This window comes from Leuconostoc sp. LN180020, from assembly GCF_014844115.1.
Lineage (GTDB): Bacteria > Bacillota > Bacilli > Lactobacillales > Lactobacillaceae > Leuconostoc > Leuconostoc citreum.
In genome coordinates this window covers 998,642-1,018,026 of sequence record NZ_CP039736.1, presented here as the reverse complement: position 1 = coordinate 1,018,026, position 19,385 = coordinate 998,642, and the positions used below count along the sequence as shown (strand labels likewise).

Below are 19,385 nucleotides of genomic sequence, written 5' to 3'. Positions count from 1 at the left end.
TAGACCCATTTTCGTCTATTTCAAGCTACATATTTAAAAGCAAACCAAAGGTTAATTTCGCGTTGCGCCGAAGCGACACTATCCGAACCATGTACTAAATTCATCATCGCTTCCGCTTGCCATTCACGCCCAAAGTCGCCACGAATGGTTCCAGGGTTTGCCAAGGTTGGATTTGTTTCGCCCATCATATGACGCCACCCGGCAACAACTTGTTCCCCTTCAGCAATGATTGCGACAACTGGACCAGATGTCATGTAGTCCACAAGCGCAGGGTAAAAAGGTTTATTGACATGTTCAGCATAATGTTGGGCTAACAGCTCAGCCGTTGGGGTCAACATTTTCATAGCAACGATACGGTAACCTTTGTTTTCAATACGCATAATAATATCACCTATTTTACCGCGTAATACACCGTCAGGTTTTACCATAATGAAAGTCTGTTCTGTCATTTTATTCTCCTTAACAAGCTTCACTACCCTTATTCTACACAATTGTGAATATTTATACAATAAATAGCTTATGATTTGCCGTTATCAGGACGGTAGGTCATGGCCATCCCCTTTAATATATTTCGCAAATAGCGGTCACCAGCTGGCTTATAATTACGATGATCTGGCCGTCTTAAGACAGCACTTAGTTCTGAGTTAGATACTTCAATGCCTGCTTTCGCCATAAAGGCCATATAATCATCACTTGTATAAGACATAGCAATTTTCAATTTTTTCATCACTACATTATTAATGTCTTCTTCTTTAGCCATGTCAAAAGTCGGCGCAATGGGTTGCAAATCAGCCCCAATTTTTTGGCCTCGCTGTGAAATAATTAAACCATTCATAAATCCTTCTAGTTGCTGCATAGTGAGCTTATCATCACGCTTACTATCAGGCTCTTGTTTAGTTAATATATCATTAACTTTTGCTTCGTCTAATGTCATACCTCCTAAAGCAAAAACTTTTATCAAATCGCTTTTTTTGATATTCAGCGCATAACGTAAGCGGATAACAATATCATTATTATTCATAGTTCTCTCCTAAATGCCAATCTCAAACTGACAGTATTATTTAAAACGGATGATTATCGTAACTTTCCCATTTCTCGTGTGACTCTTGAATACGTTTAAACATTTTTTCCATTTCTGTCAATGTAAATTGTGTTAACACAGGCCGTCCATGCGGGCAATTATATGGATTTTCTGCCATACTCAAGTGTGCTAGTAGTTGTCGTGCAGCTGTGTCAGACAGATGCATATTTGCTCGAATTGCGCGTTTACAACTCATCATGATAGCAGCTTTTTCTCGAAATTGCGCAACCGTTAGCTGGCCGTCGCGTAATAACCAGTCTGTCATCTCACGAACAGTTTCTTCCTCTTGGCCCTTTTCAAACCAAGTTGGATGTTCACGAATAATCATCGTCGTCGCACCAAAAGGTTCCAGGCGCAAACCAAGTGCCATCAGTTCCGGCTGATGGTCAGCAATAGCTAGCATCTCGGAAACTGAATAATCAATTGTAATCGGTACTAGCAAACGTTGCTGATCATTGGTGACCTGACCAATTTGCTCGCGATAAAACTCGTAATTGACACGTTCTTGCGCTGCATGTTGATCGATTAAAAAGAAACTATCCTCGCTCTGAGCAAACAAAAACGTGCCATGCATTTGGCCAATATAATCTAAGGCGGGGAAACCTGTTGGCTTTTGTTCTGACAACGGCAAGGTTTCTTGACTATGACTGCCAGTTTCTGAATATTGAGATTGATACGTTACTGTTGGTTCAGTCACCTGTTGCTCGACTACGTTATCAGTTTCGAAAACAGGTTGTGGTAGCTCATTCGTATACTTTTGTGTAAATGTCAGAACACGGTCAGATGACAGTTCTTCACGCTTCGTGATTTCAACCGGTGTCACCAAACTTGGTGAGCGTCTAATCGGTTGTGAAGACATTTTTTCAGCATTGTGACCGTCCATGCTATCTTCTGCTGCAATCCATGGTGCCTTTGGTGTGAAAGTGTTTTGTGTATTCTGTTGTTTATTTTGTTGCCCATAAAGTGTTTCATACGCATCTGGAATAAGATTTTCCTCAGCTAACCGATTTTTAATGGTTGTGACTAACAATTCGGCTAATTCGGTTTCTTTTGATAAACGAATTTCAGATTTCTGTGGGTGCACATTGACATCAATGAGTAATGGATTCGTATTAATGTTAATAACACCCATAGGAAAGCGGCCAACCATTAACTTTGAGCCATATCCACGAATGACAGCGTTTGAGACAGCAAAATTTTTAATATATCGACCATTAACTAATACCGTCAAATATTCACGTGAACCACGTGTTAATTCTGGTAGGGAAATAAATCCTGTTATGTTAAAATCGTCATTTTCACCGGTAATTGCTAGCATCTTTTGTGCGTTATCACGGCCATAAATGCCAGCAATTACCTGTTGTTGATTGCCATTGCCAGTTGTTCTTAGCAATGAGCGGCCATCAGCGCTTACTGTAAAAGCAATGCCTGTATATGACAATGCTAGGCGATTAATAATATCGACAATTTTTGATAACTCTGTTTGATGTTTTTTAAGATATTTTAAACGAGCAGGTGTGTTATAAAATAAATCACGCACGGTAATCACCGTCCCACGACGGCCATTAGCTGGCGTAGCACTAATTTCCTTTCCACCTTTAATATGGTAGTTTAAGCCAGTTGCTGTTTCAGTTGTTTTTGTGCGCAATTCAACGTCAGCAATTGCGGCAATGGAAGGTAGTGCTTCACCACGGAACCCTAAAGAGACGATATTAAAGAGATCATGCCTGTCTGTAATTTTGCTGGTTGCATGCCTCGTAAAAGCGAGTGGGACATCGACTGGGTCTATTCCAGCACCATTATCCACAACACGAATAAATGTTTCACCTGCATTTTCAACCACGATGTCAATTTGTGTGGCACCGGCATCAATTGCATTTTCTACTAATTCTTTTACCACACTAGCCGGTCGCTCAATGACTTCTCCGGCAGCAATCTGGTTAGCTAATAAATTTGATAGTTCATGTATTTTACCCATAACTATTTTGCGCCGCGACGCATCTCTCCTAACTTCTCATTTTTTTCAAACGGTTAAGTGCATTTATCGCATCTACTGGCGTCATGTTCAGAATATCATAATTGTCTAGCGCATCCAGAATTTTTTGTGTTTTGTCATCCGGTACAGTCATATCAAACAAAGCGACTTGCTCGGATAAATGAGCATCTGGTTGTATCACAGCTGATGCCACTTGATCATTTGTTTGCGTCACAATCATCTTGCCAGCCTCTAAATCGTGCAAAATGCTTGTTGCATTATCAATCAGCTCTTTTGGTAGACCTGCTAATGCTGCGACGTGAATACCGTAAGATTTGTCGGCTGGACCCGATTGTATCTGATGGAGAAAATGTAATTGTCCTTCATCATCTTCGACAGCACCAACATGAACATTTTCAATGCTTGTATGATTATCTGCTAAAACTGTTAGTTCGTGGTAATGCGTTGAAAATAATGTTTTAGCGTGAATATGTTTATCTAAAAACTCTATAATTGCTTGAGCCAAAGCCATACCATCATAAGTTGCTGTACCACGGCCTAATTCATCAAATAAAACAAGTGAATTTGCTGTTGCTTGCTGCAGCGCATCATTAGCTTCTGCCATTTCAACCATAAAGGTTGACTGACCCATGGCCATATCATCGTTAGCCCCAATACGCGTAAAAATCTGATCAAAAATTGGTAATTCGGCAACATCTGCTGGAACAAAGCTCCCCATTTGAGCTAAAATCACAATTAAAGCCAATTCACGCATGTAAGTTGATTTTCCAGCCATATTTGGACCAGTAATTAATTGCATATTAATTGATTCATCGAGTATAACATCGTTGGCAACGAAATCACCTGCGTCTAATATCGACTCTACAACGGGGTGACGCCCCTGCATAATATTGATGACATGTTGATTTGTAAATGTTGGTCTAACAAAGCGTTGATTATCAGCAACATCTGCTAATGACGATAACACATCTAATCGCGCAATATGTTGTGCAAGTGTTTGAATACGAGATATATCAGATTTGACATGTTCACGCACGGTGACAAACAATTCATACTCTCGCTCTGTGCGTTTCGCTTGGGCCTCAATAATCAGGCTTTCATGCTGTTTAAGGGCTGGTGTCACAAAACGTTCAGCATTAGTTAACGTTTGTAGACGTTGGTAGCGGTCAGTGGCTAAGCGACCAATATTTGCTTTGGTCACCTCAATATAATAACCAAAGTTCTTATTGTAACCTACTTTTAAAGAGTTAATACCAGTTTGTGCACGTTCATCTATTTCTAATTGCGCTAACCACTGCTGGTTATCTTTTAAAACTTGTCGATAGCCATCAATCCGTTCATCAAAACCGTCATTTATGATATTGCCTTCACGCACACTAACGGGTGGCTCATCAACAATAGCCACATCAATTAAATCAGCCAAATCTGTCATGTCATCTAATTGCTGCCCGGCATTGGAAAGTGTCGTGTCAGCTTGTAATAAAACAGATTTAATCCCAGGAATCGCCCGTAATGACCGCTTGAGTTGTACAAGTTCACGTGCATTCATAGTGCCCATTGCGGCACGCGCTGCCAATCGTTCCAAATCGTAAACCGATTTTAAGTGGTCTTGCAATGCCCCACGTGTTAAAAAATCATTTTGAAACGACTGTACTAGGTCTAAACGTGCTTCAATATCGCTACTTTCACGTAGTGGTTTCAACAACCATTGTTTAAGTAAACGCCCGCCCATTGCCGTATTTGTACGATCAATGAGCCCAAGCAGCGAACCTGCTTTTTTCTTGGTACGCATATTTTCAACTAAATCCAGATTACTGCGTGTATCTTGATTAAACTTTAAAAATTTAAGCCGTTCATAACTTGTGGCTGGTACAATATGATCCAGACTGCGCCGCTGGGTATCAAAAATATAATTCAGCAATATTGTCGTTGCTTCAATTTCTGAAGTTACTTTAAGTGCTTGCGTCAAAAAGCTAACAGTTGCACTAGGTTCCGCTGTGCCTTGCGTTGAAATGACAATCCCACGTTCACCTAACTGACTCGCAATTTGTTGTTCGGTTGTTGCAACATCATTTTTAGATAAAACAACTTCTTTAACCTCTAATGAACTTAACTCATCCATGACATCTTCAAATCGGCCCGTTGTGGTAGCACGTAACTCACCCGTTGACAAATCCACATAGGCAATAGACCAAACATTTTTTGCTGGTAATACTGCGGCTAAGTAATTGTTTTGTTTATCTCCGCCAGCACCATCCGCCATCTTTGTGCCCGGTGTGACAAGTTGAACCACATCACGCTTGACCATCCCCTTAGCAACTGCTGGATCCTCCATTTGTTCAACAATAGCTACCTTATAACCCTGGTCTACTAAAATATCGATATAGTTTTGGGCCGCATGATGTGGTATTCCCGCCATTGGTACTGGATTTTCAGAATTTTTATTCCGTGCCGTTAAAGTGAGCTCAAGTATTTTAGCACCCTGAATAGCATCTTCTTCAAATAATTCATAAAAATCGCCTAACCGATAAAAAACAAAAGCATCTGGATATTGTGCCTTGATCTCATGATATTGCACCATCATTGGGGTATCAGCTATTTTACCCATAAAAAAGTTATCTCCTCAATTCATTTCAATTGTTTGTATGTTTAATCAAAGTGTCGATACTGCGCCATTGTCCGAGATAAATAATTAACCAACGCTTGATTTGCTGGCGCTTGATCCCATGTTTTATCATTCACGATAGCGATGGCTTCTTGTTGGGCAATCTCTAACATTCGCAAGTCTTTTACTGGGTCTCCAACATTAAATTCTGGCACACCCGATTGTTTCGTGCCCAAAATATCGCCAGCACCTCGCAAGGCCAAATCCCGTTGCGCTAAAACAAACCCATCTGTTGTTTCAACCATAGCATCCAAACGTGCAGTTCCATAATCAGTTTTAGGATCAGCTACGAGAATTGTGTATGACTGTCGCTTACCACGCCCGACACGCCCTCTCAACTGATGCAACTGCGCCAAGCCAAAACGATCCGCATCTAAAATTAGCATCACACTAGCATTAGGTACATCAACACCTACTTCAATGACTGTCGTTGCCACCAGAATTTGAATGCGATTAGCTTTGAAATCTTGCATTAACTGCTTTTTTTCATCATTCGATAAACGACCATGCAATAAACCAATCTGATATTGAGGTAATTCAAGTTGCATCGCTTCATACATAGCAGTAGCGTTTTGTACATCCAGCGATTCGGATTCCTCGATTAACGGTGTGACAATATAAGCTTGGGCACCCAGGTCAATTTGCTGTTTAACAAAGTCCAATGCTGTATCTAACTGATTGTGACGCAATCGTTTTGTTTGTATGGTCTTTCGCCCACTGGGCAATTGATCAATGACTGAAATATCCATTTCCCCATAAGCTGTAATAGACAATGTCCGTGGAATAGGCGTAGCCGTCATGGCTAAAATATCAGGATTAACCCCATTTTCACGTAATTTTGCGCGTTGATTAACCCCGAACCGGTGTTGCTCATCAATAACAGCTAAACCGAGATGATGAAAGGCAACATCTGGTTGTAGTAACGCATGTGTCCCAACCAAAATGTCAATTGCACCGTTTTCAAGATCTTCTAATAAATGACGACGAGCTGCTACTTTTAGCCCACTAGTTAGCAATTCAACACGTACGTTAACACCAGCATTATCAAATAATTGGGCTAAATTCATCGCATGTTGCTGCGCTAAAATTTCTGTTGGTGCCATAATTGCCGCCTGACAACCAGCCGTCACCGCTGCGTACATGGCCATAGCAGCTACAACCGTTTTTCCTGAACCCACATCTCCCTGTAAGAGTCTGTTCATGTGTCGCGGTCTTTTTTGATCTTGAAGTATTTCCTGAATAACTTTTTGCTGTGCAGCTGTCAGCTCGAATGGCAAAGCTTGTTCAAAATTAACTAGCGCCGTCTCATCATAATCAATACCTTCTCCGGCAAAGTTTTGGTCTGCTAATTTTAGTAACTGTAGTCGCATTTGAAAAATGAAAAACTCTTCAAATGCGGCACTGCGACGACCTGCTTTCGCTGCAGCCATGTCGACTGGAAAATGCATATTTTCAATCTGGGTATTGCGATCCAATAAACGATACTTTTGTCGGATAGTTTCCGGCACAAGTGTCGGTATTGTTCCCCTGACTTCAGACCAAGCGATTTCAATCAAATGTCGAATTGTTTTAGCAGCAATTTGCTTGGTTGCTGGGTAGATAGGATCTAGCCCATCGACCGAAGCATTAATCATTTTTATGCCTGTCATAGCAGCTTTTGCAGCGTTATATGTGCCGTAAACTGCAATTTCCTCACCAACAATGATGTTTTGCATAATCCAAGGCTGATTAAAAAAAGTGACACGAATATTTTCATGGGCAATTAACAATCCAAAACGTGTCTGTGTTTTTTTGCCAAAACGTGTCATTACAGCTGGTGTACTAACAATCCCTTTAAATGTCACTTTGTCCCCATCTAACGTTTCAGAGGGCACCCGCTCACCTAAATCTTCATAGCGAAAAGGAAAATAAGTGACTAAATCTTCAATTGTAAAAATACCAATTTCATGTAATGCCTCGAGCCTTTTTGGCCCAACACCAGGCAATACATTCACATTATCATCACGTGTCATCATGCTATTATTGTAACATTTTAACTCAAAAAACGGCGACCAAGATAAGGTCACCGCTTAGGCTTTTAATAATAACACTGCTTTTAGATAGCGATTAGACAAAACCGCCAAAGGCATCATCTAGATCAATTGGTTCGTGTTTTGTCACAATTGTTTCCTTGTTGACAAAGGTGTCAATGCCTAAGTCACCGAGCTCACGACCATAGCCGGAATTTTTTACACCACCAAATGGTAATTCAGGTAATGTGCCACCAAAACTATTCACGAAGACAACACCTGTCTCAATTTGTGAAGCAACTTCGGCAGCATGTTCTGCTGAGCCACCAAAGACAACGCCGCTCAAACCGTAGTGTGAATCATTTGCTAGCGCAATAGCTTCCGCTTCATCGCGAACTTTATACACCTGTCCTACAGGACCAAAGAACTCTTGGTAAAATGCTGGATTTTCTTTTGTAATATCAGTTAAAATAACTGGTTCAAACAAAGCTGCTGGCTGATTTTGTTCAACGTCACCAAATGCTAACGTTGCGCCAGCTTCAACAGCTGCTTTGACTTGCTTGGTCAAATTTGTTTTTGCTTTCACCGTGCTAAGTGGTGCTAATGTTGTTTCTGGTAGCATCGGATCACCTAACTTAGCCTCTGAAAAGGCTGTCTTTAGCATATCTACAATAGCATCATAATTCTTTTCTGTTACAATGAAACGCTTAGAAGATGTGCAGACTTGGCCCGCATTGTATAGCCGTGCACCGCTAATAATTTTTTTAATTTCTGATAAATCTGCATCATCCAATACAATGAACGGATCGCTACCACCGAGTTCAAGCGAACTCTGCTTCATATTCTTTCCTGCTTCAGAAGCAACTAGCTGGCCGGCCCTTTCAGAACCTGTGAGTGCCACGCCTTGAACACGTTCATCGGCAATAATCTGACTGACTTGATCATAGTCTATAAATAAGTTGGTAAAGGCGCCTTCTGGCAAGTTGGCTTCCTGAACGAGTTTTTCAAAAGCATCCGCAGCCATTGGCGTATTACTAGCGTGCTTGAGAACCATAGGATTGCCTGCCATATAATTCGGTGCAAACACACGCATAATTTGATAGTATGGGAAATTCCAAGGTTCGACCATTAGTAGTACACCAGTTGGTCTTGAAATTGTTTGTGCCGGCCCAATGGCTGATGCGATTTCTTTTGGCTTAAGGAATTCAGCTGCATTTTTTGCATAGTATCGCGCAATAGCGATACTAATTGCCACTTCTCCTTGTGCTTCAGAAAAGCGCTTACCCATTTCAAGTGTCAAAATTTTAGCAAGCTCATCGGCTTTTTCTGCCATGACATCTGCAACCTTATTAAGGGCTGCTGCACGACTTTCAACCGGATCATTACGCCATTTTTTGTATAAGGCATGGCCTTTGGCAAGTGCATTTTCGACATAGGCATCATCATGATTGTCGAATGTCTTAATAACTTCAGCTGTAAACGGATTAACTGTTTGGTAACTCATGTTTTTCGACCTTTCTTTCAATACAGATTGCATAACTACTTAACAACAATTTCATTATAGTCCTTCTAATATCAAAATAAAAGTTTTTTCACTAACTTTTATAACACCAATTCACAAATTATATTAGCCAGATAAGTCATATAAATAAAAGCAAACGATTAACAAAATAAAAAGCTATTCACAAGTTGTTTTTATTTTTTATCACAAAGTAATTTCTACATCAACCTAGTCAATTTTCAAAAGTCATCACGCGTGGCTGGTCTCTAAAGGACTCAATGATTAAAGTATGCACACGCAATTTAATAATCACTTGATGACTAAAATCATCTGATAATTCTTTAATTTCTGGGTGTTTATCTAACGTATGTTGTAACTCTCTGTCGTCAATAATTGTAGCAGTGACTTGATTCGAACTGATACGCTGCCCTGTCTTCGCTTGATACCATGTCGTAAACGCGGCCCGTCCTGTCGCTCTTATTTGTGCTACACGTTGTGTGTCACCAGCTGTAACAAGGTAAAAAACATTTGATTCACTCCGTGATTGCTTGAAAGTAATCACACTGGTTGTTAGCGCCTTACTTTCAGATACGGTTGATAGCACCATCACATTTTCCAACGTCTCTAATGTCTTTTGTAGCATGTCTTTTGACTGGTTCGACGTCGAATTATTAAATTTTTTGCGTTGCTTTAATATGGTCAAAATGGTCAGTGGAATTGTGAGAATAATATACCCCACTATCGTCAAGGTTAATGCTTGATAAACATATCCCTGTATGTTTAATTGTTGCAAAATAAACGTGGCAATAAACATTGTCACAAGAAAAATAACGAATAGTTGCACAAATCGTTTCGTATACATCTTAATCTCCTTTAGTTTCTATGCTAACATTTTGTTGGATTAAGATGAAATGAAAAAGCGCGTTGCCAATTTTGACAACGCGCTTTTTCATTACTTTTTTAGCTACTGCTTACTTATCAATTTCTTTTTTGCTGTCTTCTTTGTAATCTTTAACAGCTTCTTTGACGCCATCTTTCACATCAGCGACAGCATCTTTTGCTTTACCTACAACGCCTTGGGCTTTACCTTCGGCTTCACGTACTTTATCACCAGTTAGCTTACCTTCTAACTCCTTAGCCTTACCAACGATCTTGTCTTTAGCGCTATCAAATTTTTCTTCAATTGACATGATGATGTTCTCCTTTATGAAAGATTGCTTGATATACATTTAGTTTAACATGCTATCATGATTGAGACAGTATATTTGCTCACTTTGTTTGTTCACACTGATGCAGTCAGAAGACACGACTATATTTTATTAAAATGTAACGTTTTAGTAACATTCATGATATAATTTAAATATAATTCGTTGTTATGGGAGAGCGTTAACATGTCATTTAAAAAGAAAATCATTATCGCTGTAAGTACCATTATAGTCATCATTATTGCTATGAGTTCATTACTCATTTACGGCAACAATAATAAGCCACATGCAACACAGAATGCCGTAACAAAATCGCATAGAGCATCACCTGAAAAAAAAGCTGATTCTATTATATTGCCATCTACCGCCAGTTCTTCAACATCTGTCGTCACTGGCCCTAATACAGCAGATAGTAAAGATGAAAATCATAGTCACGTCAATGCAGGTTGGCGTTTAGAGAAGCAAAAAGAACTATCAACTTTCATGCAAAGCTGGCAATCACAAATGAACCAAAAATTTGATGGTACCTATGATAATAAAACGCCAGATCTATATGGCGTCAAATTTCCAGAGGCACTAACAAGCGGTAAATATAATAATCATATTAAGTTTGATAACATGAACGTGACACCAACTTGGTCACCAGACGGTTCAGGTGATGCGCCTATAAAAGTTGTCGCAGCAGCTGCTGGAAACGTTGGCGCGCAAGGTACATTTAATCGTGCACTTTATTTATTTGTTATTCAAAATAATCAACCCAAAGTCTATGTTTCTCGGACAACTAATGGTGATGATTTAATCTTTACAGAAACACAAAATGATGCCATCAAGAATGGTTTCGAACAAGTAGTCAACAATTAGTTTATATTGTAACAAATTAAAAAAGCGATATTTACAATTTCATCCCTGTAAATATCGCTTTTTTCAGTGTTTAATTATTTTTTAATCATTTATTTATTACATGTTTCACTTGATTTTATATAAAAGTTGTTGTATCATTCGACTCATGGAGGCTATTATGAAAAAGAAACGATTTATCCGATATCTGAGTTGGGTGGCCACCGCTATGGCCATCATGATGTATGTATCATACATTCCTCAGATAATGGATAACTTATCAGGATCCAAGGGTAACCCCATTCAACCTTTAGTTGCAGCCATTAACTGCTTATTATGGGTTGTCTATGCTTTATATAAGGATCAGCGAGATATTCCAGTTGCACTCGCTAACTTTCCTGGTATTATTTTTGGGCTCATTGCTTTTTTAACCGCCTTATAATTACGATTTCATTTATCATAAAACCTAATTATAACCCGTCTTACTATTGCATTAAAACGCAGACATAATATTACGCTTACGAAATTAATCAATTTAGCGCGCCATGTTTTCAATAGCGCGCTAAATTGATTAATTTTTGCTTATGACACTAAAAGATTGGTCATTAATACTTATCGAACCCCCTCCTATCACTCAACACCGTCTCTCAAACACGAAGCTTAAAGCCTATCATTCTTGTTCCCCTTGCGCAAGGTTTTGTAACCAATCGTAAAAACGAACATCATTAACAGGTCGAAACGTTTTTTTGTTTAAATCAATGGCAAACATTGGTCTATCAAATAATGAGTTAATGTAGTTGGCTTGCGTCAGTGTAATATGTAATTCTATCTTCTTATTATCTTCCATATTGAAATGTGTTTAGCAAAAGCCACGTATCAGGCATTGTAGCAAAGCTCATCCGTTAGTTTAGTCGCTCAGGGATGTGCTTTTTTGCCTTCTTATGCTCTGCCGTCCTTTCTATTGCGTTACTTTAAATCATTCACGTTCAATGGCATTAATACCATAAATCATAATTTCGTCATGTTTATAACCTGTGATAAGTCACTACTTTTTCCAATTATTAACATTCTTAGACTCACATCAAAATGCTCTCTCACAGTTAGCACCATTCACCAGTGAGTGTGCTAATCTTTCTTCAACATTCCCCAAAAGCACTTTTTGTGTCCTTAATTATTGATGTCTCGTTAAATAAGGCGTTTGATACTGTCATGGTACTCTCCTATTTCTTTGGATTCTAATGGTTCACGCTTACGCTTAAATACCCTTACTTACCTTTAAATGGTATTGTTTGTTTGGTATGATATGTGTATATTCACTGTACAAGCAAACACTATATGTTTTTTAAACTAACATTCAATAATAAAACTATAACTTTTGTTAGTTCACTGCACAATACGTTTTAAAGTTTCTTAATTAATTTTTGTTTTTAATTAAGTTCTTTATAAATACTTAACATTTAATCGAGGTGCTAATATGTCTGTAACTTCAGAACGCATGAAACAACAGCGCAAAATAAAAAAACTAACTCAGACTTCACTAGCTGAATTAATTAACTCTTCACGTTCAAGCATTGCACAAATTGAAACTGACAAATATACTCCTTCTTATGCAATGTTATCACTCATTGCTAACGCTTTGGATACCACGGTAGACTATTTACAAGGCAAAACTGACAACGCGTTTAAAACAGTTCACAGCGGTTCTGCTATTCGAGAGGGCAAAAAACATGTGGATTTAGATGATGATGAACTAGTTATGTCTTTTGAGGGAAAAGAATTATCTGAGGACTATAAAAAATCTATCCTTGCATTTGTGAAGATGTTACGTGAGGATCGAAAATAGAAGTCAATGAATTGGACTATTTATATTGAATTAATTGATTCTAATTCTATAAAAGCAATGACTAGCTAGGGCAATATACGTGCAGAATCACGTTAAAAGCATTATTGGGGAATGTATATTCATGAAAAAAACTACACTCTATTTGATTATCACATTTTTACTTGCCTTACTAACACTGTATACAGTCTATCAACATGGACTTGACTTTAGTTTTTCTCTAACTATATCTAAAAATGAGATCTCACTCAACTGGTCAATGGCGTTTGTATTTACTTTGTTAACTATTTTTAGTGGCGCAAAATATCTAACATATAAATTGACTAGCTAAGCACTCACAGAGTGCGTACATACGTGCATTGAACCACGTTAAAAGCATTAAGGGGAATCATTTCATTATGGATGAAAATGGCACTATCGTACCAGCAGAAGTTAAAGGCTGGAATTGGGGAGCATTTATGTACAACATCTTCTGGGGTATTGGAAACAAAACTTACTTACCTTTGTTGTGCTTAATTCCTGGATTTAATTTTATTTGGATGTTCGTATGCGGTTTTAAAGGGAACGAATGGGCTTGGCAAAAAGGCGACTATAAAGATGTAGAAACTTTTAAGGCGGTACAAGCCACATGGAACAGAGCTGGTATTGTTCAATTTATCATTGGCATTGCTTTTATAGCCCTATATTTCCTATTTATTGGAGCTATAATTACGTCTATCTTAAACGGTAACTTTGAGTATCAACACAATTCTTATTAAAAAAAGCACTCACGGAGTGCGTACATACTTGCCAAGCTTTAAATAAAAAATACGGACGAGAAATAAATAAGTTATCGTGTTTTTTTATTTATGATAACAGTATATTAGGAGTGTCTCATATAATATTTGTTGTATTTTTCTACTCGTTAGGAAAGTAAAAATTTGCAATGCTAAATTTAACCTTCTTTGATATAACGAAATCACGCGCTGTTAAAAGCTTTGTAACAACCTATATAGCGATTGATAGCAACAGTTAAAAACGCCTATAAATATATGTATATATATTTGTTGGTATTACCATACTCGAAAATACTTCGGTTGCACACTAACATTTACTAACAATTTTTTGACCTTGAATGGCTGCTTTGCTTGCGTAACTGTAAAATTGAGTATCGATAATTCATTATCATGTTTATTAAGATAATTTAAATGCCGTATCGATGTCTCTGTTCAATTTATATAATACTGTTCAAGGAGTATGGTATGTCTCAAAATAAGAAAACAAAATTTTATATTGCTGGTTCCTTTAGATATGCAGAATTAATTAATAATTTATCTGTTATGCTAGAACACTCATCATTTTTACGCACCTACAACTGGACGTTAAATAAGAGATCGGACTCCATTGAAACGTTGCATAAGATTGCTAACGAAGAGTTACAAGGTGTTGAACGAGCTGACTTTCTCGTGTTCATCTTTCCTAGTGGTAAAGGATCTAACATTGAATTTGGTATTGCCACTGCTCTAAAGAAAAGAATATATATTTTAGATGTTAATAATGAAATAGAGAATTTTGACCTAACATCAACGTTCTATTTTTTGGATAACGTCAAATCATTTAAAGGTAGCTTAGAAGATTTTGCAAAATTTATTGTTGGCTGTGAAACAAAGTAATTTATCCACATATACAAAATAAAACCACGCGCTAGTTTTAATCTAGGGCATGACTTTTTTATTAACTCTTTTTGTCAGTGGCTAACAGCAAATACAGAACAGCTAGTGTAGTAATTAAAGAAACCAGGTATGTAATATCAACACTTTTCTTCACCACAATCCATAAGATAAACACAGAAAAATATAGCAGGTAATCCCACCAAGCTAGGTTCACATTACGATACTTATAACTTTTATAAATTAACAATGCACCAACTACAATTAACAGACAAATAACGAACCAATAAATAATATTCAATAACATAATACTTCCCCACTCATAACTTTATACTTAGTACAGTATACATTAAAATTTCAATGCTACTAAACACTCTAAGAGCCGATTTAGGCGCTGCTATTTACACATTCATGGTCTAAATAGCAATACACTACCTTAGTTCTAAAGTACTTAATTTGCCTGTTAGTTCGCTTTAAAAGACAATAAAATTAAACACCCCGCCCCTTTTAATAAGTCGGCCCTGTACTTATCATAGTTGACCCTTAAAATTTTTTCGGATTCTATAGCTATTACACTGCTGCCTTGCCTATTTAAAATGTTTCCCATTTTGTATGAAATACAGTGCAACGTTTTTCATAACAAAAAACGATACATCAAGTTTTTTCAAACTAGATGCACCGCTCTGCAATATAATAGCGCTAGAGGGAGTCGAACCCTCGATTTCGGCCTGAGAAGCCGACGTCTTAACCACTTGACCATAGCGCCATAACAAGATATAAGTATACAGAAAAAAGTACCGCTCGTCAACCAGTAAAATAAAACAACAATTAAAAAAGCGTCAAAAATAAACGGCCAACATTTGACAAACAATGTTAACCGTTTATTTAGCAAAAGCTATTTTGGCTTAGTGCAAAACTTTTTCTGCTTCTACCTTAATTTCATCCCCGCTCATTGTTTTAAATGCATTCATATGCTTCAATGTTGATAAGGTATCCTTATTACTTGTATTCATATAATGGTTCCATAGAGCGTCACGTAATGGGGTTTTGTCCTCACTCCAATCAAACACCTCGTTCATCGGAAGATCTAACATTTGATATTTTTCATCTGCCATTTTATGGGCCCCTTTCTTACACCTCAGTTATAGTTCTTTTTATTGAAAATTGCAATCATCAACAATTATAAAATTATTACTTTACTTTTATTGTCAAGCTTGCTATACTAAATTTTGTAAAGCGAACTATACTTTATGATGTTAAAATCGAGGTATACCTATGAAAACGCGAATTCAAGAACTCCGAAAAGCGCGTCAAATGACACAGGCTGATTTAGCTGAAGCATTAGCAGTCACTAGACAAACGATTATCTCTTTGGAAAAGGGAAAATATAATGCCTCATTATTTTTAGCTTATGACATTGCACATTTTTTTGGCTTATCAATTGAAGAAGTGTTTATTTTTGAGAACGGAGAAACTGATGATAAAAAAAATACTCATCAAAGTTAACCCTGGTATGTCTGATCAGACCTATGAAAAAGTAACAACCTATCGAAGAAACGCCTTTACGGTATTATTTGTTGTCTTAGGTATTTTGACGATTATTAGTAACAGTCTGGTTAAACATTACTTCATTGGTATTGACCTAACCTTCCTGGCTACTTTGTCTAACTTTTTTTTTGCTATCGCGTTAGGTTTTAAATTGAGTATCTTATATGACTTGTCACATCCTGAACGTCTACATAAGCACAAGGTGATTGAATCGGATGAACGAACACAATTCATACGGCAACGTGCTGATGCCTTGAGTCTCAATTTTTTACTTCTACTCGCAATTACTGCGGCCCTATACGGCTATAGTAATAGCGACCAAGGTTGGTTTTTTCTCATCATACCGCTTATTCTACTACTTGCACTAAGAGCAAGCTTACGCTGGCTGCTCAATCAGTTACTATAAGGAGCACACTATGATTCAACTCACACATCTCAGCAAACGGTTTGGAGACAAAATTGCTGTCAATGATCTTAATATGATTTTAGAGCCAGGAAAAGTTATGGGATTAATTGGCCAAAATGGTGCCGGTAAGACCACGACATTTCGCATGATTCTGAATTTTATCGTGCCAACATCTGGCACAATTACATGGGACAACCGCCCCATTACACAAAAAGATAAGCAAAAAATTGGCTTTTTACCAGAAGAACGTGGTCTGTATCAAAAGTTAACGATTGAAGAACAAATTTTATACTTTGCGGAATTGCATGGTATGTCACGTGCCGATGCCAAATCTGAATTAACACATTGGCTAAAGCGCTTAGATGTTGTTGGTAAAGCATCAGACAAGGTACAATCTCTTTCCAAAGGTAATGCACAAAAGGTTCAAATGATTGCATCATTAATTTTTAAACCAGAATTTATTATTTTAGATGAACCTTTTTCTGGCCTTGATCCAGTCAATACAAGTATTATGATGTCTGAAATCATGCGTATGCGTGACCAAGGCGCAATGATTATCTTTTCTAGTCATGACATGAATAATGTGACTAAAATTTCTGATAATCTGACCATGCTTAAGCAAGGAAAAAGTATTTTACAAGGTGGCGTCCAAGAAATCAGGGAACAATTCGGTCGCACAAAAGTGTACATTGAAGGGCCTTTCTCACGAGAAGAATTAGCTCATTTGCCAGGTGTTATCAATGTCATACCACAAGGTGCTGGATTTGATCTCACCATTACAGAAGACCATGTCGGCCACGATATTTTTACTTATGTGACCAAAAATGGTTATATACCAGCCTTCTCTCAACAACCACCGACACTTGATGATATTTTCCGACAGGAGGTAGCACACAATGCTTAATGGACTTAACGTCGTTATCAAACAAACATATCGTAACCACTTTAAATCACGAGGATACTGGTTACTCGTGCTTTCACCAATCATCTTTACAGCTATCATTGGTGGTATTGTTTTTGGTGTTACTAAGATGCAAGGAAACACCACCCCAACAGTGGCCATTATCGGCAATCAAAATGTGCGACAAATTTTTGTGAAGAGCGATAAAACACTGGATATGAAAATTTCATCTATCACTGATGCAAAACAAGCAAACACTGCACTTGATAAACAGTCACTTGATGGTGTTGTGACTATCACATCTAATGATAATGCAACTTTAACAACTCAACCAAAGAGTAACCACATTAACAAAGAAGCGATTGCCAGTATCCTAGGCAACCTATCACGGACACAAAAGGCGTCAAGTTTTGGCTTAACAGCGGAACAGACACAAGCGCTCAGTCAACCTTTTAACCTTAAATCAGTGGTTAAGCAGGCCAATAATAAGTCAACCAATGGCGATAATTCAAATACTGCCAACTATGGTATTGCCGTGGCCATTGGTATCATCACTTGGGTCGTTGTTATGTGGTACACATCAATGATTGCGACCGAGATTGCTAATGAAAAGTCATCGCGAATCATGGAAACCTTACTAGCAGCCACTTCTTCAAATATTCAATACTTCGGCAAAATGATTGGTATTTTTGCCCTTGCCGTTACGCATATGCTAATTTATGTGGTAGCCGGGACGATTGGATACTTTAGCTTTAAGGATAACGCCATAGTTAAGAGCTTTTCCCAGACTTTTTCTAGCATGACCTTAGGCTTCTCTATATACGCTATCCTGTTCATTTTAGTTGCTATTGCTTTATATCTTGTCTTAACAGCTTTGATAGCTTCGCTAATCAATGATAATTCTCAAGTCCAACAAGCAATACAACCAATCACTTTCTTAGCAATGATTGGGTATATTTTTAGTTTCATTATGACTAATATGCCAAATAACTTTGCAATTAAAATCCTTAGCTATGTTCCTTTTGTTTCACAAAGCATGATGCCAGTTAGATTAGTAACCAAAGTAGAAACTTGGCCTGGTGGCATTATCTCACTTATCATTGCATTCGTATCACTGATTTTGTTAGCTTGGTTTGGCAAAAAAATCTATGCAAAAAATGTCTTATCATATAGTGATGATAAAATCATGTCACAGTTGATTAAAAATATAACCCGTCATGATTAGAGGGTATTAATAGACAATGTTGAATGATAAACCTTATTTCCTAATAAATCCCAAGTGGTATACTTACGAAGAGCGTCTCACCGCCAATGGGCTTCCTTTTCAAAGATTCGAATTGACTAATCAAGCAAGCCCTGAAGCAATTGCCAGTTTCAAAGAAACAATGCTACAGCTTAGTCGAGAAACGACGATTGATCCTGAACATCTCAATCGTTTCCAGCAAGCACTTGGATTTGCAGCCAAAAAACATTATTTATCAGAAGAACACGGGTTATCTTCTGATGACATCAAAGCTGAACTACGTTTCATCAGTGCGGCTATTCGCTCTTATCAGTTACTTGATGATTCACTTTCAGCGCCTAATACGCTCATATTTAGAAAGCGCATTGCCACATTATATCGCCAATTTTTGAAGCAACACCCGCAAAGTGTGGTTGATGAAAATTTGAATCATTGGATTATTCAGCAAGACCAACAATTGAATCAATAATAAAAAAGCAATGCTGTAATTAAACAGCATTGCTT

The 19,385-nt window shown here is 37.8% G+C and carries 20 protein-coding genes and 1 tRNA gene; 10 read left to right on the top strand and 11 right to left on the bottom strand.

Annotated features, from left to right (window positions below; translation table 11 throughout):
* Positions 1 to 20: 20 nt before the first annotated feature.
* The 8 genes from ndk to FAZ25_RS05290 form a co-directional block, all read right to left on the bottom strand.
* Positions 21 to 449 carry a nucleoside-diphosphate kinase gene (gene ndk, locus FAZ25_RS05325; RefSeq protein WP_192269109.1) on the bottom strand — a complete coding sequence of 143 codons (429 nt, stop codon included), beginning with the start codon at positions 447 to 449 and terminating at the stop codon, positions 21 to 23.
* Between the two features lie 68 nt (positions 450 to 517).
* Positions 518 to 1,021 carry a DUF1456 family protein gene (locus FAZ25_RS05320; protein ID WP_004904741.1) on the bottom strand — a complete coding sequence of 168 codons (504 nt, stop codon included), beginning with the start codon at positions 1,019 to 1,021 and terminating at the stop codon, positions 518 to 520.
* Positions 1,022 to 1,061: 40 nt separating this feature from the next.
* Complete coding sequence (mutL, locus tag FAZ25_RS05315) at positions 1,062 to 3,059, bottom strand: DNA mismatch repair endonuclease MutL (RefSeq protein WP_192269107.1); 1,998 nt, start codon at positions 3,057 to 3,059, stop codon at positions 1,062 to 1,064.
* 28 nt (positions 3,060 to 3,087) lie between these two features.
* A complete protein-coding gene (gene mutS / locus FAZ25_RS05310) occupies positions 3,088 to 5,685 on the bottom strand; it encodes a DNA mismatch repair protein MutS (protein WP_146972680.1) in 2,598 nt (865 codons plus the stop codon).
* A 41-nt stretch (positions 5,686 to 5,726) separates the two neighbouring features.
* Positions 5,727 to 7,757: an ATP-dependent DNA helicase RecG gene (recG, locus tag FAZ25_RS05305; RefSeq protein ID WP_146972678.1), complete on the bottom strand. Its 2,031-nt coding sequence runs from the start codon at positions 7,755 to 7,757 to the stop codon at positions 5,727 to 5,729.
* Positions 7,758 to 7,848: 91 nt separating this feature from the next.
* On the bottom strand, positions 7,849 to 9,255 hold the full coding sequence (locus tag FAZ25_RS05300) for an NAD-dependent succinate-semialdehyde dehydrogenase (RefSeq protein WP_099044661.1): 1,407 nt from the start codon (positions 9,253 to 9,255) through the stop codon (positions 7,849 to 7,851).
* Between the two features lie 229 nt (positions 9,256 to 9,484).
* Entirely contained in the window at positions 9,485 to 10,114 is a 630-nt protein-coding gene (locus FAZ25_RS05295; RefSeq protein ID WP_004903580.1) for a pyridoxamine 5'-phosphate oxidase family protein, read from the bottom strand.
* Between the two features lie 109 nt (positions 10,115 to 10,223).
* Positions 10,224 to 10,442 carry a CsbD family protein gene (locus FAZ25_RS05290; protein ID WP_004903582.1) on the bottom strand — a complete coding sequence of 73 codons (219 nt, stop codon included), beginning with the start codon at positions 10,440 to 10,442 and terminating at the stop codon, positions 10,224 to 10,226.
* A 201-nt stretch (positions 10,443 to 10,643) separates the two neighbouring features.
* Here FAZ25_RS05290 and FAZ25_RS05285 point away from each other — a divergent pair, with 201 nt between their 5' ends.
* On the top strand, positions 10,644 to 11,318 hold the full coding sequence (locus FAZ25_RS05285) for a DUF4767 domain-containing protein (protein ID WP_004904747.1): 675 nt from the start codon (positions 10,644 to 10,646) through the stop codon (positions 11,316 to 11,318).
* 157 nt (positions 11,319 to 11,475) lie between these two features.
* Entirely contained in the window at positions 11,476 to 11,736 is a 261-nt protein-coding gene (locus tag FAZ25_RS05280; protein WP_004903587.1) for a SemiSWEET family transporter, read from the top strand.
* 228 nt (positions 11,737 to 11,964) lie between these two features.
* On the opposite strand, the gene FAZ25_RS05275 is transcribed toward FAZ25_RS05280, so the two are convergent.
* The gene (locus FAZ25_RS05275) at positions 11,965 to 12,141 is read right to left on the bottom strand and encodes a hypothetical protein (RefSeq protein WP_004903589.1); all 177 of its coding nucleotides are present in this window, start codon (positions 12,139 to 12,141) and stop codon (positions 11,965 to 11,967) included.
* 627 nt (positions 12,142 to 12,768) lie between these two features.
* Between FAZ25_RS05275 and FAZ25_RS05270 the strand changes: the two genes are divergently transcribed.
* The 3 genes from FAZ25_RS05270 to FAZ25_RS05260 all read left to right on the top strand — a co-directional run bounded on the left by FAZ25_RS05270 (position 12,769) and on the right by FAZ25_RS05260 (position 14,786).
* Positions 12,769 to 13,137: a helix-turn-helix domain-containing protein gene (locus FAZ25_RS05270; protein ID WP_192269105.1), complete on the top strand. Its 369-nt coding sequence runs from the start codon at positions 12,769 to 12,771 to the stop codon at positions 13,135 to 13,137.
* A 395-nt stretch (positions 13,138 to 13,532) separates the two neighbouring features.
* Complete coding sequence (locus FAZ25_RS05265) at positions 13,533 to 13,892, top strand: hypothetical protein (protein ID WP_004909049.1); 360 nt, start codon at positions 13,533 to 13,535, stop codon at positions 13,890 to 13,892.
* 483 nt (positions 13,893 to 14,375) lie between these two features.
* A complete protein-coding gene (locus tag FAZ25_RS05260) occupies positions 14,376 to 14,786 on the top strand; it encodes a hypothetical protein (RefSeq protein WP_004909052.1) in 411 nt (136 codons plus the stop codon).
* A 691-nt stretch (positions 14,787 to 15,477) separates the two neighbouring features.
* Here FAZ25_RS05260 and FAZ25_RS05255 read toward each other — a convergent pair.
* Both FAZ25_RS05255 and FAZ25_RS05250 read right to left on the bottom strand, forming a co-directional pair.
* Positions 15,478 to 15,549 (bottom strand) — tRNA-Glu (locus FAZ25_RS05255).
* Positions 15,550 to 15,688: 139 nt separating this feature from the next.
* Entirely contained in the window at positions 15,689 to 15,898 is a 210-nt protein-coding gene (locus tag FAZ25_RS05250) for a hypothetical protein (protein ID WP_004904757.1), read from the bottom strand.
* Positions 15,899 to 16,058: 160 nt separating this feature from the next.
* Here FAZ25_RS05250 and FAZ25_RS05245 point away from each other — a divergent pair, with 160 nt between their 5' ends.
* Genes FAZ25_RS05245 through FAZ25_RS05225 form a run of 5 tightly spaced genes read left to right on the top strand, consistent with a single transcriptional unit; the run spans position 16,059 to position 19,350 of the window.
* Entirely contained in the window at positions 16,059 to 16,289 is a 231-nt protein-coding gene (locus tag FAZ25_RS05245; protein ID WP_004909057.1) for a helix-turn-helix transcriptional regulator, read from the top strand.
* Positions 16,261 to 16,737: a hypothetical protein gene (locus FAZ25_RS05240; RefSeq protein ID WP_004909060.1), complete on the top strand. Its 477-nt coding sequence runs from the start codon at positions 16,261 to 16,263 to the stop codon at positions 16,735 to 16,737. Before FAZ25_RS05245 ends, FAZ25_RS05240 begins: the two co-directional genes overlap by 29 nt.
* Before the next feature lie 10 nt (positions 16,738 to 16,747).
* Complete coding sequence (locus FAZ25_RS05235) at positions 16,748 to 17,641, top strand: ABC transporter ATP-binding protein (RefSeq protein WP_004909062.1); 894 nt, start codon at positions 16,748 to 16,750, stop codon at positions 17,639 to 17,641.
* Positions 17,634 to 18,863, top strand: a complete 1,230-nt coding sequence (locus FAZ25_RS05230; RefSeq protein ID WP_004909065.1) for an ABC transporter permease — start codon at positions 17,634 to 17,636, stop codon at positions 18,861 to 18,863. The genes FAZ25_RS05235 and FAZ25_RS05230 overlap by 8 nt, the downstream gene beginning before the upstream one ends.
* Positions 18,864 to 18,879: 16 nt before the next feature.
* Positions 18,880 to 19,350 carry a hypothetical protein gene (locus FAZ25_RS05225; protein WP_004909068.1) on the top strand — a complete coding sequence of 157 codons (471 nt, stop codon included), beginning with the start codon at positions 18,880 to 18,882 and terminating at the stop codon, positions 19,348 to 19,350.
* Positions 19,351 to 19,385: the final 35 nt, after the last annotated feature.

Bases quoted from the DNA above. Each gene is read 5' to 3' on its own strand.
- ndk (WP_192269109.1), bottom strand. From the start codon at position 449: ATGACAGAACAGACTTTCATTATGGTAAAACCTGACGGTGTATTACGC.
- FAZ25_RS05320 (WP_004904741.1), bottom strand. From the start codon at position 1,021: ATGAATAATAATGATATTGTTATCCGCTTACGTTATGCGCTGAATATC.
- mutL (WP_192269107.1), bottom strand. From the start codon at position 3,059: ATGGGTAAAATACATGAACTATCAAATTTATTAGCTAACCAGATTGCT.
- mutS (WP_146972680.1), bottom strand. From the start codon at position 5,685: ATGGGTAAAATAGCTGATACCCCAATGATGGTGCAATATCATGAGATC.
- recG (WP_146972678.1), bottom strand. From the start codon at position 7,757: ATGATGACACGTGATGATAATGTGAATGTATTGCCTGGTGTTGGGCCA.
- FAZ25_RS05300 (WP_099044661.1), bottom strand. From the start codon at position 9,255: ATGAGTTACCAAACAGTTAATCCGTTTACAGCTGAAGTTATTAAGACA.
- FAZ25_RS05295 (WP_004903580.1), bottom strand. From the start codon at position 10,114: ATGTATACGAAACGATTTGTGCAACTATTCGTTATTTTTCTTGTGACA.
- FAZ25_RS05290 (WP_004903582.1), bottom strand. From the start codon at position 10,442: ATGTCAATTGAAGAAAAATTTGATAGCGCTAAAGACAAGATCGTTGGT.
- FAZ25_RS05285 (WP_004904747.1), top strand. From the start codon at position 10,644: ATGTCATTTAAAAAGAAAATCATTATCGCTGTAAGTACCATTATAGTC.
- FAZ25_RS05280 (WP_004903587.1), top strand. From the start codon at position 11,476: ATGAAAAAGAAACGATTTATCCGATATCTGAGTTGGGTGGCCACCGCT.
- FAZ25_RS05275 (WP_004903589.1), bottom strand. From the start codon at position 12,141: ATGGAAGATAATAAGAAGATAGAATTACATATTACACTGACGCAAGCC.
- FAZ25_RS05270 (WP_192269105.1), top strand. From the start codon at position 12,769: ATGTCTGTAACTTCAGAACGCATGAAACAACAGCGCAAAATAAAAAAA.
- FAZ25_RS05265 (WP_004909049.1), top strand. From the start codon at position 13,533: ATGGATGAAAATGGCACTATCGTACCAGCAGAAGTTAAAGGCTGGAAT.
- FAZ25_RS05260 (WP_004909052.1), top strand. From the start codon at position 14,376: ATGTCTCAAAATAAGAAAACAAAATTTTATATTGCTGGTTCCTTTAGA.
- FAZ25_RS05250 (WP_004904757.1), bottom strand. From the start codon at position 15,898: ATGGCAGATGAAAAATATCAAATGTTAGATCTTCCGATGAACGAGGTG.
- FAZ25_RS05245 (WP_004909057.1), top strand. From the start codon at position 16,059: ATGAAAACGCGAATTCAAGAACTCCGAAAAGCGCGTCAAATGACACAG.
- FAZ25_RS05240 (WP_004909060.1), top strand. From the start codon at position 16,261: ATGATAAAAAAAATACTCATCAAAGTTAACCCTGGTATGTCTGATCAG.
- FAZ25_RS05235 (WP_004909062.1), top strand. From the start codon at position 16,748: ATGATTCAACTCACACATCTCAGCAAACGGTTTGGAGACAAAATTGCT.
- FAZ25_RS05230 (WP_004909065.1), top strand. From the start codon at position 17,634: ATGCTTAATGGACTTAACGTCGTTATCAAACAAACATATCGTAACCAC.
- FAZ25_RS05225 (WP_004909068.1), top strand. From the start codon at position 18,880: ATGTTGAATGATAAACCTTATTTCCTAATAAATCCCAAGTGGTATACT.